Origin of the sequence: Nonlabens sp. Ci31 (genome assembly GCF_012974865.1) — a bacterium.
Classification (GTDB): Bacteria; Bacteroidota; Bacteroidia; order Flavobacteriales; family Flavobacteriaceae; genus Nonlabens.
In genome coordinates this window covers 659,704-671,930 of record NZ_CP043633.1, presented here as the reverse complement: position 1 = coordinate 671,930, position 12,227 = coordinate 659,704, and the positions used below count along the sequence as shown (strand labels likewise).

14 protein-coding genes are annotated in these 12,227 nt (G+C 34.5%); 8 read left to right on the top strand and 6 right to left on the bottom strand.

Translation table 11 applies throughout. The annotated features are described in order from the left end of the window. On the bottom strand, positions 1-2,127 hold the full coding sequence (locus tag F0365_RS03040; protein ID WP_206071297.1) for a response regulator: 2,127 nt from the start codon (positions 2,125-2,127) through the stop codon (positions 1-3). A 341-nt stretch (positions 2,128-2,468) separates the two neighbouring features. On the opposite strand from F0365_RS03040, the gene F0365_RS03035 reads away from it, so the two are divergent. The 4 genes from F0365_RS03035 to F0365_RS03020 all read left to right on the top strand — a co-directional run bounded on the left by F0365_RS03035 (position 2,469) and on the right by F0365_RS03020 (position 5,722). Beyond that, entirely contained in the window at positions 2,469-3,059 is a 591-nt protein-coding gene (locus F0365_RS03035) for a HupE/UreJ family protein (protein WP_169932330.1), read from the top strand. Between the two features lie 175 nt (positions 3,060-3,234). Then, a complete protein-coding gene (locus F0365_RS03030; RefSeq protein ID WP_169932328.1) occupies positions 3,235-3,663 on the top strand; it encodes a deoxycytidylate deaminase in 429 nt (142 codons plus the stop codon). Beyond that, positions 3,663-5,243 (top strand): S41 family peptidase, encoded by a 1,581-nt coding sequence (locus F0365_RS03025; RefSeq protein ID WP_169932326.1) that lies wholly within the window; start codon positions 3,663-3,665, stop codon positions 5,241-5,243. Before F0365_RS03030 ends, F0365_RS03025 begins: the two co-directional genes overlap by 1 nt. Before the next feature lie 80 nt (positions 5,244-5,323). Further along, positions 5,324-5,722, top strand: a complete 399-nt coding sequence (locus F0365_RS03020) for a hypothetical protein (RefSeq protein WP_169932325.1) — start codon at positions 5,324-5,326, stop codon at positions 5,720-5,722. A gap of 47 nt (positions 5,723-5,769) precedes the next feature. On the opposite strand, the gene F0365_RS03015 is transcribed toward F0365_RS03020, so the two are convergent. The 3 genes from F0365_RS03015 to rpe all read right to left on the bottom strand — a co-directional run bounded on the left by F0365_RS03015 (position 5,770) and on the right by rpe (position 7,740). Next, positions 5,770-5,970 (bottom strand): hypothetical protein, encoded by a 201-nt coding sequence (locus tag F0365_RS03015; RefSeq protein WP_169932324.1) that lies wholly within the window; start codon positions 5,968-5,970, stop codon positions 5,770-5,772. A gap of 237 nt (positions 5,971-6,207) precedes the next feature. Next, positions 6,208-6,810, bottom strand: coding sequence for a MarC family protein (locus tag F0365_RS03010; protein WP_169932323.1), 603 nt, complete (start codon positions 6,808-6,810; stop codon positions 6,208-6,210). 270 nt (positions 6,811-7,080) lie between these two features. After that, positions 7,081-7,740: a ribulose-phosphate 3-epimerase gene (gene rpe, locus F0365_RS03005; protein ID WP_169932322.1), complete on the bottom strand. Its 660-nt coding sequence runs from the start codon at positions 7,738-7,740 to the stop codon at positions 7,081-7,083. Between the two features lie 1,338 nt (positions 7,741-9,078). Here rpe and F0365_RS03000 point away from each other — a divergent pair. Continuing rightward, on the top strand, positions 9,079-9,483 hold the full coding sequence (locus tag F0365_RS03000; protein ID WP_169932320.1) for a hypothetical protein: 405 nt from the start codon (positions 9,079-9,081) through the stop codon (positions 9,481-9,483). Positions 9,484-9,488: 5 nt separating this feature from the next. Here F0365_RS03000 and F0365_RS02995 read toward each other — a convergent pair whose 3' ends face one another. Further along, the gene (locus F0365_RS02995) at positions 9,489-10,358 is read right to left on the bottom strand and encodes an IS3 family transposase (protein ID WP_240961960.1); all 870 of its coding nucleotides are present in this window, start codon (positions 10,356-10,358) and stop codon (positions 9,489-9,491) included. A gap of 26 nt (positions 10,359-10,384) precedes the next feature. Next, positions 10,385-10,696, bottom strand: a complete 312-nt coding sequence (locus F0365_RS02990) for a transposase (protein WP_169932317.1) — start codon at positions 10,694-10,696, stop codon at positions 10,385-10,387. Between the two features lie 45 nt (positions 10,697-10,741). Here F0365_RS02990 and F0365_RS02985 point away from each other — a divergent pair, with 45 nt between their 5' ends. The 3 genes from F0365_RS02985 to F0365_RS02975 are packed head-to-tail and all read left to right on the top strand — an operon-like array spanning position 10,742 to position 12,214. Beyond that, positions 10,742-11,089 carry a hypothetical protein gene (locus tag F0365_RS02985; protein ID WP_169932315.1) on the top strand — a complete coding sequence of 116 codons (348 nt, stop codon included), beginning with the start codon at positions 10,742-10,744 and terminating at the stop codon, positions 11,087-11,089. A 14-nt stretch (positions 11,090-11,103) separates the two neighbouring features. Continuing rightward, complete coding sequence (locus F0365_RS02980) at positions 11,104-11,706, top strand: hypothetical protein (RefSeq protein WP_169932314.1); 603 nt, start codon at positions 11,104-11,106, stop codon at positions 11,704-11,706. After that, positions 11,684-12,214, top strand: coding sequence for a hypothetical protein (locus F0365_RS02975; RefSeq protein ID WP_169932312.1), 531 nt, complete (start codon positions 11,684-11,686; stop codon positions 12,212-12,214). Before F0365_RS02980 ends, F0365_RS02975 begins: the two co-directional genes overlap by 23 nt. The last annotated feature ends 13 nt before the right edge of the window (positions 12,215-12,227 follow it).

Genomic DNA, 12,227 nt, shown 5'->3' with positions numbered 1-12,227 from the left:
TCAAGCAGAGTACTTTGATTTCTGATTCTGTATATTTTTGATGATCACCCGTTTAAAAATGCTAACATCATAAGGTTTTATGATGATATCATCCATACCTGCATCTAGAATATTCTGTCGCATTTCTGCAATTTCTACCGCTGTAAGTGCTATTATGGGTACATGATGATCTCTTTTGATGAGCTTCGTAGCTTCTAGTCCATTCATAACAGGCATGTTCACATCCATAAGAATAAGATCGTATACGCTTGTTTTTACCGCATCCACCGCTTCCTGGCCATTCTCTGCAATAGTGCAAAAGGCACCATCCTTTTCGAGAATCTTTTTAGTTACCATTTGATTGATCTGGTTATCTTCTACGATAAGGATATTTTTTCCTTTTAGCACAGCAGTGTTTAGGGGTACTGGTTGAAAATTAGTCGCATCGAGCGGATTTTCTTTTTGGACAATTTGATAATCCAGGTCAAAACTAAAGATCGAACCTTGACCTATTTCTGTTTCTAAATGAATATCAGATCCAGATATGTTTAACAATCGTTTTACGATAGGCAAGCCCAGTCCTGTACCTTGATAGTTGTAGCTGTGAGAGGCCCCTTGTTTGAACTCTTCAAAGATGTATTCTTTTTTATTTTGAGCGATGCCTTCACCATTATCCTTAATGGCAAATGTAAGGCTGATTTGATCATCTTCAATTTTCTTAGTTATTAAGCTAATATCTATGATGCCGTTCTCTGTAAACTTATTGGCATTACCTATTAAGTTCATCAGTATCTGAGATAGCCTGGTAGCATTGCCGTGGAGTAGAAAAGGGGTGTCGTTTGCCAAATGCACATGGATGACATTTTTGTTTTGTCTACGCATGTATTCAAATGTGTTGACTATGCGCTCTATTAAGTCCCGCAGATTAAAATCAACCTGCTCGTTGTCTATTTGATTAGAATCAATTTTATTGATTTGTAAGACATCATTGATCAAAGCAAGTAAATAATCGGCCGAAAACTGGAGTGATTTTAAGTCTTCTTGGATGGCCGCCTCTTTGTTGTTTTCTAATAAAATGGTACTCAGTCCGATAACCCCATACAAAGGCGTGCGTAATTCATGGCTTACCGTACTAAAGAAATCACTTTTTGCACGAGCCAGCTTTTCTGTTTTGGTCTTTTCATCTAGATACAGCTTGTTTTTTTCTTTCAGTGCTCTATTGAGTTGTTTGCGTTTTTTAGAAAGATTGAAAGTGAAGAAAAGCCCTAAAATAGCAATTAAAGAAAGCGCGATAAGTCCATAGTTAAAAAATGTTTTCTCTTGCATTTTCTCTTCTTGCAACTGACTTTCTGCTTCCGATTTTGCGAGGTCTTTTTTATATTGATCTATTTGAAAAGTAGCGGCTATTCTATTATTTTCAACAGCATTTTTTTCTTTTAAATTAGCCTCATGAACCTTCTCGAATTTCAATCTGTATTGAAAGGCTTCATTGTGTTTTTCTTGAATGGCAAGACTGCGAGAATAGTAATCGTAGGCAATTTCTAACTCTCCTTTGAGCCCGCTTTTTTCACCTAAAGAGATAACATTTAATAGTAAACTATCTGCCTTTATACAGCTCCCGGTATGGTAATAATATTCTGCCATCATATTATCTATGCTAGCCCTATAGATATTATTCATATGATTTTTAAACATGTCCCCATTCAGAAGGTCTAGAATAGGCTTGAGCTCACTCCATTGCTCTTTTTCTTTAAGAGCATCAGCATAATTGTGATAGATGTATTGAAGGCCTATAGTGTCATTTGTAGCCTTATAAGTTTCAATAGCTTTAAGGGTATACGCTGTACTGATCTCCGTTTTACTAGAGTCTAAAGAATAAATACTAGCAAGGTCTCCATAGGTATTTGCTAGAATAGTTGGATCTTTTAAATTTAAGGCAAATTGATGCGCTTTTTTAAAATTTTCAATAGCTGCTATAGTATCTCCTTGATTTAAATAATCATAGCCCAAATAGCCGTAAGCTTTGCTGGTGTATAGCAGATCTTCTTCTTCCAGAGCGATTTTTAACGTCTTTATGTTGAGCTCAAAAGATTCTTTATAGGCTCCTTGAGTAAATAGGTCATAAGACTTATCCAACAAAGAGTCCATAAGAAGCGCTGTCGGACTTCTCTGTTGAGATTTTGGTGTTGTAAACTTTTGTGCGTTCAGGGTGAAACTCACTAAAACAAGGCAAAGGGTGTAAATATTTTTGATAGGGATCTATATAAATAATAGGTGCAAAAATAAAATCTTTTTTAGTCTAAGACTCCTTATAGTACTCTAAAGTGGACTTTAAGCTATAATAATTACAGTTCGTCGATATAATATTGCTTTATGATCGTATTTTAAGGTCTTGTTTTGAGCTCTTTAAACAAACTCCTACACAATAGGCTTTTATCCTTTGGGTCTAAAGCTTATTTTTGATCATGCCCTAAATGCATTCTTTACAAATGGACGATTTTATCTTATACATGACAGAAGGTTTCTACCACGTTATGAACTTTAATGTTGGCGCATATGATCATGTGCTTTTTTTTATTCTTATAGCTGTTCCTTTTCTTTTTAACAGTTGGAAAAAACTAATAGGTTTAAGTCTCGCTTTTACGGTAGGGCATATTTTATCTCTATTGTTAGTGATCTACGGCAAGGTTACTTTTAATAGTTCGTATATAGAATTTTTGATCGTAGTGACCATAGTAGTAGCTGCCTTATACAATATTTTTACAGCTGGAAATCGCCATAGGGATAACCACAATTGGATCACCATGATCATCGCTTTGTTTTTTGGAATTGTTCATGGTTTTGGATTTGCAAATGGTTTTAAAATGCTCGCTGCAGGAGCAGAAAGTAAGTTGCTGATGCTTTTAGAATTTGCATTGGGAATTGAGTTGGGTCAATTACTAGTTATTCTGGTGGTGATCATATTTAACTTTATCTTTACGGGACTCTTTCGCTTTAATAAAAAGGAATGGGTACAAATCATATCTTCCATAGTTTTAGGAATGGTGACACCTTTATTGATTGTCAGGTGGATTTTTTAGGTCTCGCTTTCGCGAAAGCGAAACAATAACATGACTACAAGGCATTCACATCTAAGGAGATGCTAAGAGTAATGTCTTAGGAAAGTAGAATTACTAAGAGCAACTCGCTCACATTAATTTAACAGAAGAAAAGCAACTACTGCAAGAGGTAGGCTTCTTTGATCCAAATATAGAATTGAAAAAGGAAAAACAACACAGATACGATGTCGCTTATTTAAGAATGGCAATGGAGTGGGGCAAACTCTCCCATTGCAAGAGACGTCGAGTAGGAGCGCTTATCGTAAGAGATCGCATGATTATAAGCGATGGGTACAATGGAACACCTAGCGGCTTTGAAAACTTCTGTGAAGATGAAGAAGGCTATACAAAATGGTATGTTCTCCATGCAGAGGCCAATGCTATTTTAAAGGTAGCAGCCTCTACACAAAGCTGTCGAGATGCGACTTTATACATCACCATGTCGCCCTGTAAAGATTGTAGTAAATTGATACATCAAAGTGGTATAAATCGTGTAGTTTACATGAAAGCTTATAAAGATAATAGCGGTCTGCAATTTCTAGAGAAAGCAGGAGTTATTATCGAACAAATAGAACAAGTTAATTAATGAAAAAAAGTTATCTATACTACCCATTATTTTTAGGGATCTTCTTTGCTATAGGGATATGGTTAGGCAGCGTTCTTAATCAAAATAGTATAGGTAATGACTACATTGCCTCTTCTAGTAGTGTAAAAAAACGCAAGCTCAACAGATTAATTGACCTTATAGACCAACGCTACGTAGACAAAATCAATACCGATAGTATCGTAGATGTGACCGTAAATGAGATCATGCAAAACCTTGACCCGCATTCGGTTTATATTCCTAGTGACCAGACAGAAGATGTGGAGAACAGCATGCGAGGTGATTTTGTGGGTATAGGAATTCGTTTTTTTGTGAATCAAGATTCTATTTCTGTGTTGCGAGCCATTGAAAATGGACCTAGCGATAAGGCGGGTATTAAAGGTGGTGATAAAATCCTCTATGCTGATGGAAAGCCGCTTTTTGGATTAAATGCCGTTTCTACCAATGCACTCAAAGGAGAAAAAGGATCTAAAGTTATGTTGGGTGTTTTAAGACCTGGTGATCAAGACATCATCAATATTCCGGTAACAAGGGGTAATGTGGCTATAAAAAGCGTAGATGCCAGTTATATGTTGAGCAGCACACTAGGCTATATAAAAATCAATCGCTTTGCAGAAACCACAGAGGCAGAATTTAAAAAAGCGATTAAAAATTTAAAAAGAGCTGGTGCGACACAAATCGCACTGGACTTAAGAGATAATCCAGGGGGTGTTTTAAGTGCCGCGGTAGAAATAGCAGACGAGTTTCTAGAAGAGGACAAACTTATTCTCTTTCAAAAAGATAGAAATAACGAACGCAAGGACAGCTATGCTACCGATAGCGGTTCCTATGAAAATAGCAAGGTGTTTATATTGATCAATGAAAATAGTGCCAGTGCTAGTGAGGTAGTTGCTGGAGCCTTACAAGATAACGATAGGGGTACCATTATAGGTCGTAGGAGTTTTGGTAAAGGATTGGTACAACAAGAGATCAAGTTAGGAGACGGAAGTGCCGTACGACTTACTATTGCGAGGTATTATACGCCTACCGGTAGAAGTATCCAAAGGCCTTACGACAACGGTAATGAGGATTATTTTAAAGAATATATAGATCGTTATAACAATGGGGAGTTAGAAAATGCGGCCAATATTGAAGTGAACGATTCTCTAAAAAAAGTCACGCCTGGTGGTAAAGTTGTTTATGGAGGTGGAGGTATTATTCCAGACGTTTTTGTGGCCAGCCCAGACGGTTATGTATTGCAAACCTTAGACTACTTTGGTAGAACAGGTTTTGCAGACCAGTTTGTAAACAAATACCTTCAAGAAGACGGGCGTGCCATGAGAGCCATGTCTCAAGATGATTTTATAACCGATTATAAAATCTCAGAACAATTGATGGAAAAATTTATACAGTATGCTCAACTCTACAATACCAGTATGAAATTACCTGGTTATAGGAATGAAATTGCACTGATTATAAAGTCTGCTATGGCAGAACAGTTATTTACCACACAACTCAAAGTGGAGTTGTTAAATAAAGAGGACATTATGATTAAGAAATTGCTCGAATTGAGCAGGAATTGATGAATTCCAAAACAAATTTCATAAACCACTAGGTGTCTCTAATGTAATAGGTGTCATCACTTTGTTTGCAACAATATGAAATGAGAAACACATGGTATTTACTGATATCACTTTTGATGTTAAATCCCTGTGCATTAAATGAAGGGTCATTTAGAACTGAACTGCCTAATGACGCATCTGATATTAAAGAATTCAGTTATTCCGAAATGGATTATACATACTACTTAAAAGTCAATATTTCGAGAGCCCAATTTGAAGTATACATTTCTCATTTTAAAATGAGTCTACATGGAGATACTTCAACCTATTCAGACGATACTATTTGGTTAGATACTAAGTCAACATTCACGGATGAAGTAAACTCTTGGTGGGATTCAGAGCTAAAAAAAGACTCCATGTATGTATCCCAGAAAGGAAGGGAATGGATAATTGCTCGATTTTCAAATGGATCTATGTATTTGAATGTGCACAGCCATTAAAAAAAGAACAGTTGCTAACAACTTGCCATACACCAAAGGTTAGCCTATTAATTATCTTCGTATTTCTGAGCAATTTTATTAGAGATAATCATTATTCCCATTAATGCCGCCACACATAACGCAGCAATAATGCTTATGGCAGCTATCTGACTGTCTCCTTGAAGAATATGATTAAAGTCCAGTTTAAATACATTGAAAACAATGCTAGCAACTGCTAAAATCCCAATCAAGTAAAATACGTATTTCATAATAGTAAGCTTCATTTAAAAATAATTGGTAATAAATACCGGTGCAAGTTATAGAATTTATACCTCTTATCAAGTTAAAGAAATCTTGTTTTTAAAAACTTAAAAATAGAAGAGAAATTTTTAATGTCACTTATTTTTTAAAGAACAATAAGAACGTCTTTTTTCTTTTACTGATGAGTGTCTAGTATTTTGATTAACTCAACACAAACCTGACGCAGTCAGTCCCCTTTCTCCTTTTTAAAATAATTCTTTAATGTTGGAAGTAAACAATTTTACCGCAATCGCGAGCAAGATGACTCCAAATATTTTCCGAATCACATTAATTCCTTGTTTCCCAAACAATTTCTCTAAGCGTCCAGAGTTTTTTAATACGATGTAAACAAAACCTATGTTTACAATAATTGCGATAATGATATTAATAGCTGAGTATTCAGATCTTAAAGAAAGTACGGATGTAAGCGTTCCTGCTCCTGCAATTAATGGAAAAGCAATGGGTATGATAGCAGCTGTTTCTGGAGCATCATCTTTGTAAAGTTGAATTCCTAAAATCATTTCTAAAGCAATAAAGAAAATAATAAACGCACCAGCGACAGCAAAAGAATTGACGTCGATCCCTATAAGACCTAACATACTTTCTCCTACAAACATAAAAACGATCATTAAAATACCAGCAACTATAGAAGCTTTTTCACTTTGAACATGACCTACTTTACGTCTTAAATCAACAATAATAGGAATACTACCTATGATGTCGATGACCGCAAAAAGAATCATTCCTGCTGTAAAAGCTTCTTTAAAATTAAAGGCAGAAAAAAAGTTTATAAGAGCATTATTTTCCATGTAGTCTGTTTTTTTTAGCCTGCAAAAGTACTGCTAATAAACAGTTTAGGGACTAGTAACATAGATTAATTAATCATTAAATCTGTGGGACCTATTTTACATATCAAACGGTTAAAATTCCATAAAATAGTTTGAAAAAGAAACTTTGGGTGGAGAAGAAAATCTCGTGTTCTTATCGAGTTATGCAATTGCTGCAACGTTGAAAAGAACTCATATAAAACACATGAATAGCTTGATCATTTCTCAGAAAAGCTAAATTTTAACCATTAACTAACTATTTGCCAGCGCTCTCAAGCTTTTAATAGTCGCTTCTTGATCTGCAGATTTAAACACATAGCTGCCAGCTACCAAAACATCTGCCCCAGCACCTACAAGTTGTTTGGCATTTTTATCGGTTACGCCACCGTCTATTTCTATAAGCGTATCACCACCTTTGGCTTGAATCATGTCTTTAAGCCTGCCTACTTTATCATAGGTATTCTCTATAAAACTTTGCCCGCCAAAACCAGGATTCACACTCATTAAACACACCATGTCCAGATCCTGAATCACATCTTTTAATAACTCCACTGAAGTATGCGGATTCAAAGCCACACCAGCTTTCATGCCGTGGGATTTAATTAATTGCAGCGTTCTGTGCAAGTGAGTACAAGCTTCATAATGAACGGTAAGAATGTTACAACCTAGTTGTGCAAAAGTTTCTACATAACGGTCTGGATCTACGATCATCAAATGACAATCGATTGTTTTAGTCGCATGCTTTACAATATCGCGCAACACAGGCATCCCAAAAGAGATGTTAGGAACAAAAACACCATCCATAATATCGATATGGAACCAGTCTGCTTCAGAACGGTTGATCATTTCTACATCACGTTGTAGGTTAGCAAAGTCTGCTGCGAGTACTGATGGAGCGATAAGTTTAGACATGGTTTTGTTTTTATAGGTGTTGCAAAGTTAGGTTTTTGATTTCGTTTTTTGTTTTTTTTTCGTGAAGTTTATACTTAAGTAGCTCAGGGCGGAAGGGAAATGCTAATTAATTGCTTTGCAAAAACGAAGGCTACTTCTTTAAGTATTCAATTTGCAAATTAAAAGCACCCTTCCTCAGTCCTTGATCATTTGTTAAGACAAGTTTTTGGGATGGGAAAGGTGGGCAAAGCGAGCGGTAACGAGTTTTGGTGGGAAAGGTTGAAGCGGTGCTGGAAATGAGACCAAAACTAGAGGACTCCACAAAGATACTTACTGTTCAACCACTCCGAGATTTCTGCGAAATCCCACCTCGCCTATTCTTAGGCGAGGAGCTTCTATATCTAGAATTTAAAAGGCTTCTTTCCTTATATCTTTTATTTCTATTACAAAAAAGCGCGTCAGATGCAGGTTTCTTAGGCGAGGAGCTTCTATATCTTGAATTTTGATCATACTCTGCATACTAAAAAGCACCCTTCCGCAGTCCCTGATCATTTATTAAGACAAGTTTTTGGGATGGGAAAGGTAGGCAAAGCGAGCGGTAACGAGTTTTGGTGGGAAAGTTTGAAACGGTGCTGGAAATGAGAACAAAACTAGAGGACTCCACAAAAACACTTACTGTTCAACCACTCCGATATTTCTGCGAAATCCCACCTCGCCTATTCTTAGGCGAGGAGCTTCTATATCTTGAATTTTAAAAGGCTTTTTTCCTTATATCTTTTATTTGTATTGCAAAAAAGCGCGTCAGATGCAGGCTTCTTAGGCGAGGGGCTTCTATATCTTGAATTTTAAAAGGCTTCTTTCCTTATATCTTTTATTTCTATTGCAAAAAAGCGCGTCGGATGCAGGCTTCTTAAGCGAGGAGCTTCTATATCTTGAATTTTGATCATACTCTTCATACTAAAAAGCACCCTTCCGCAGTCCCTGATCATTTATTAAGACAAATTTCTGGGATGGGAAAGGTGGGCAAAAAGAGTGCAACGAATTTTGATCGGAAAGGTTGATGTGCTATCCCATCTTTTCGTTAAAACAAACATTCTTTACGAGATACTCTTGCATTAATGATTTTATATATAGGTAAAAAATTTGCGTAACCTTGAGAATATCGAGAATGTTCCATTCTTAAACAAAATATTCTCAACGAGTTAAATAATTGTTAAAACTCTATTAATTTAATCTTGAGAATTTGCCTACAAATGGTTTTAGTTTTTAATTATAAAGGGTTTGCAAATCAAACTATAATTTTACTAACGAGATAAGCCGTAAATCGTAAAGAGTAAGCGTAAATTTAATTTTATTACAATGAAAATAATTTTTAAATCATTACCGATTTGTTTACTTCTTCTATGTTTTTTATCAACTACAATTCAAAGTTGTACTGCAAATGAAGAACCAACTGAGCAAGTTGCTGATCAAACTTTAGAGGATGTAAATCTTTTTAAAAGTATGAATGCCATTCAAAATGAATTGTCAAATAATAAAGAATTAGTTAATAAAATAAGAAATAGTTTTGTTTTAAAATCTTCAGGGTCTAGTCAACAATTTATTGATCAACAAAGTCTTGACTATTTGTTAGGTGTTGCTGGTATATCTGAATTAGAAATTTCTTTACAAGAAGTTAACACTATAATTGGAGAAAGATTAGCAGCTCAGAATGTTGGTGTTTTGACCCCTATAAAACAAGAGTATTCTTTTAAATTTCGTTAGTTAAATTATGCGGTTAATTTATTCATTAAAATTAAGTGTTTGTCAGTGTTCCATTTTTCCATTGGTGTTATTCTTCCTAATAGTCCGTGAAGTCTTTCGTTGTTGTAAAATAGAACATATTCTTTAAGGATTTTCTCTATTTCTCCAAAGGTTCTATATTCAAATCTCTGAAAAACTTCTTTCTTTAAAATTCCGTGATAAGCCTCTATGTGAGCATTTTCTTCTGGTGTTGCTATATGTGTAAACTCTTGACTTACTCCTATAAGTCCTAGATATTCTCTTACATTCTTGGCAATAAATTGACTTCCATTATCACTTCTAATCACTACATTATTAGGGTATTGATAGTTCATAAATAAGTCAGACAGCAATGTTATCACTTGAGCTTGTTTAATTGAAAAAGCAAAAAGGTCTATTAATATTCTTCGCGTATGAACATCTATTACAGATAGTAAATAAGCATTTTTACCCGCACTAGGAATCCAAACCATCTTTATGTCCATTTCTAAACAATCAAAGGGTTTTGTAGTCTTTACTTTTCTGAATTTAACAAACTTGCGCCCAGAACCGCTCCTGTCAATGCGGTCTTCTAACTTCAATAGGTTCGCTTCTTTCATTATTCTGTACAGCTTTTTATGGTTAATTACATAACCATCTCGTGTCAAATAAGCAGTCATTAATCTGTAGCCACAATCTATAAAAGGATGACTTAGTATGGTCTTTACAGACTCCATAACAGAATCCTGAGTAACTAATCCATTCTTATTATGATACGTAAATTCACTTGGCTTATTTCCTTTTCTCCCAAAGCTTGGTCTGCGATAATAACTGCTGTGAACCATTCCTACCATATTGATTATGCTAGTTTTACTGATTTTATATGTGTTAAAAAAAGTATCTACTAAATCTTTCTTGGATCGGACGTCCCAAACTTTTTTTTTAAAAGTTCTCGCTGGACTTCCAGCTCAATCTCTTTGTTGCTTAAAAGCTTACGAAGTATTCTATTTTCCTCTTCTGATTGCTTTAACTCTTTACTACGCGTGTCATAGGTCACTTTTAAGCCTGCTTCGCCTTGGGTATCATATTTCTTCTTCCAACTATAAAAAGTTCCCGTACTAACCTTGTATTTACGACAGGTTTCAACGATTCCTATTTCTTCAGATGTGGATAGAATTTTTAACTTTTCTTCTAAACTCCATTTCTTGTATTTCATATCTCAAAGGTATTAATTGAAATTTAAAATATCGCTCCGAACTTATTGGGGGCTAAACTAGTTGGTTATGATGTTTATATTCAGAATAATATTGTTGTAAGTAGCAGTGCTAAAACTTATCTAGGAGATATTATGTCGAATGAAACTTTTATAAATGGTTTGGAGCTACAGCAGCAGTATTTACAATTGCCTTTAAATGAGCAGGAAATGTTAAGTAATCTTAATAATAATATGAAGAATTTCCAAAACAGTATTAATGATGACTCATTTTTCAATGATGGTTTTTGGAATGGATCTTCGGTAGGAAATTTAGTTGGGATTGTAGCATGCGGTCCTCTATGTGGCGTAGCAGGATGGATTATTGGAGTTGTCATTGGCTCTTTAACAAAATAAATTACTTTTATCAAATGAACTATTCAATTAAATTATTATCACTATTTTTCTTTTCTGTATGTGTGAATGCTCAAGAAATGAATAACTCAAGTTTGTTTAATGTCTCACTCAGATCTGGAATCTCTACTTACGAAGTTGAAAATCAATTCAAATCTGTAGCTGTAAATTATAGTGCTCATTTATTGAAAGAATTTAAAATAAGTGATCAAGGAGCATTAAATTTAGGATTAGGCGTTAACAATTTTCATTTTGATTTTGTGGATTCAAATGGTTTATTCATCAATGCACAAAATACCTTTCTTGAATTACCCATTGGCTACAAACGTTATACTTATAATGAGAATAGAACAAATGCATTTGTTACGGAATTAGGAATACTTAACAGGTTGAAATTAAATGAAGATTTTACAACTTTTCCAGAAACTGATTTTAAAGAAGATTTAGGATATCATCTTGCCTACATGGTAGGATTAGGTTATCAAACTACTATTAATGATAAGATTGGTTTTGCCGTTGGATTTATTTATTCGTCAGACTTATTGGATAGCCGATATGATAATTCTAATCGAATAGAAAACCAAGTAAGCATTTATTTTGATTTCAAATTCTTTAATTAAGTTTTTAAATTTCTATACGGTAAGCATTTTACTGTCGTTTTCATTAGTTAACTGTATCGGTGAAAATATTGATGATCGTTTAATTTCGGCAAAAAAAGTGTACTTAATTTATTTAGTTACGGACTCTAAATTTGGTATGATTTCTTCTGATTATAATGTTAATAATAGCGATTATACTCATGTAGGGTTTTTAATGAAAGTAAAAGACGTTTTGATGGTATATCACGTTTTGCCTAGCAAGCAAAATAGTGATTTTAAAGTTGAATCTTTAAGTCAATTTTTGAATCCGACCGTTCATAAAGTTAAGGATTATTCAATTTATGAAGTTAAGGGTATAGACCATGATCAAACCTTGTTTTTATTAGACAGAATGCAAAAGGAAAAGATTTTATTCGATAAAAAAATTGAATTACATAATGATAAGTTCTATTGTTCTGAATTAGTTTGTTACATTTTAAATAAAGTAGACGGTTCTTTTGTAAACTTCCCCTTAAACCGAACTGTTTAAAAGTAGAATAATT

Excerpts from the sequence above, each read along its gene's own strand:
- F0365_RS03015 (WP_169932324.1), bottom strand. The coding sequence starts at position 5,970 with ATGAAATACGTATTTTACTTGATTGGGATTTTAGCAGTTGCTAGCATT.
- F0365_RS03035 (WP_169932330.1), top strand. The coding sequence starts at position 2,469 with ATGGACGATTTTATCTTATACATGACAGAAGGTTTCTACCACGTTATG.
- F0365_RS03020 (WP_169932325.1), top strand. The coding sequence starts at position 5,324 with ATGAGAAACACATGGTATTTACTGATATCACTTTTGATGTTAAATCCC.
- rpe (WP_169932322.1), bottom strand. The coding sequence starts at position 7,740 with ATGTCTAAACTTATCGCTCCATCAGTACTCGCAGCAGACTTTGCTAAC.
- F0365_RS03000 (WP_169932320.1), top strand. The coding sequence starts at position 9,079 with ATGAAAATAATTTTTAAATCATTACCGATTTGTTTACTTCTTCTATGT.
- F0365_RS02980 (WP_169932314.1), top strand. The coding sequence starts at position 11,104 with ATGAACTATTCAATTAAATTATTATCACTATTTTTCTTTTCTGTATGT.
- F0365_RS02990 (WP_169932317.1), bottom strand. The coding sequence starts at position 10,696 with ATGAAATACAAGAAATGGAGTTTAGAAGAAAAGTTAAAAATTCTATCC.
- F0365_RS03010 (WP_169932323.1), bottom strand. The coding sequence starts at position 6,810 with ATGGAAAATAATGCTCTTATAAACTTTTTTTCTGCCTTTAATTTTAAA.
- F0365_RS03040 (WP_206071297.1), bottom strand. The coding sequence starts at position 2,127 with ATGGACTCTTTGTTGGATAAGTCTTATGACCTATTTACTCAAGGAGCC.
- F0365_RS03025 (WP_169932326.1), top strand. The coding sequence starts at position 3,663 with ATGAAAAAAAGTTATCTATACTACCCATTATTTTTAGGGATCTTCTTT.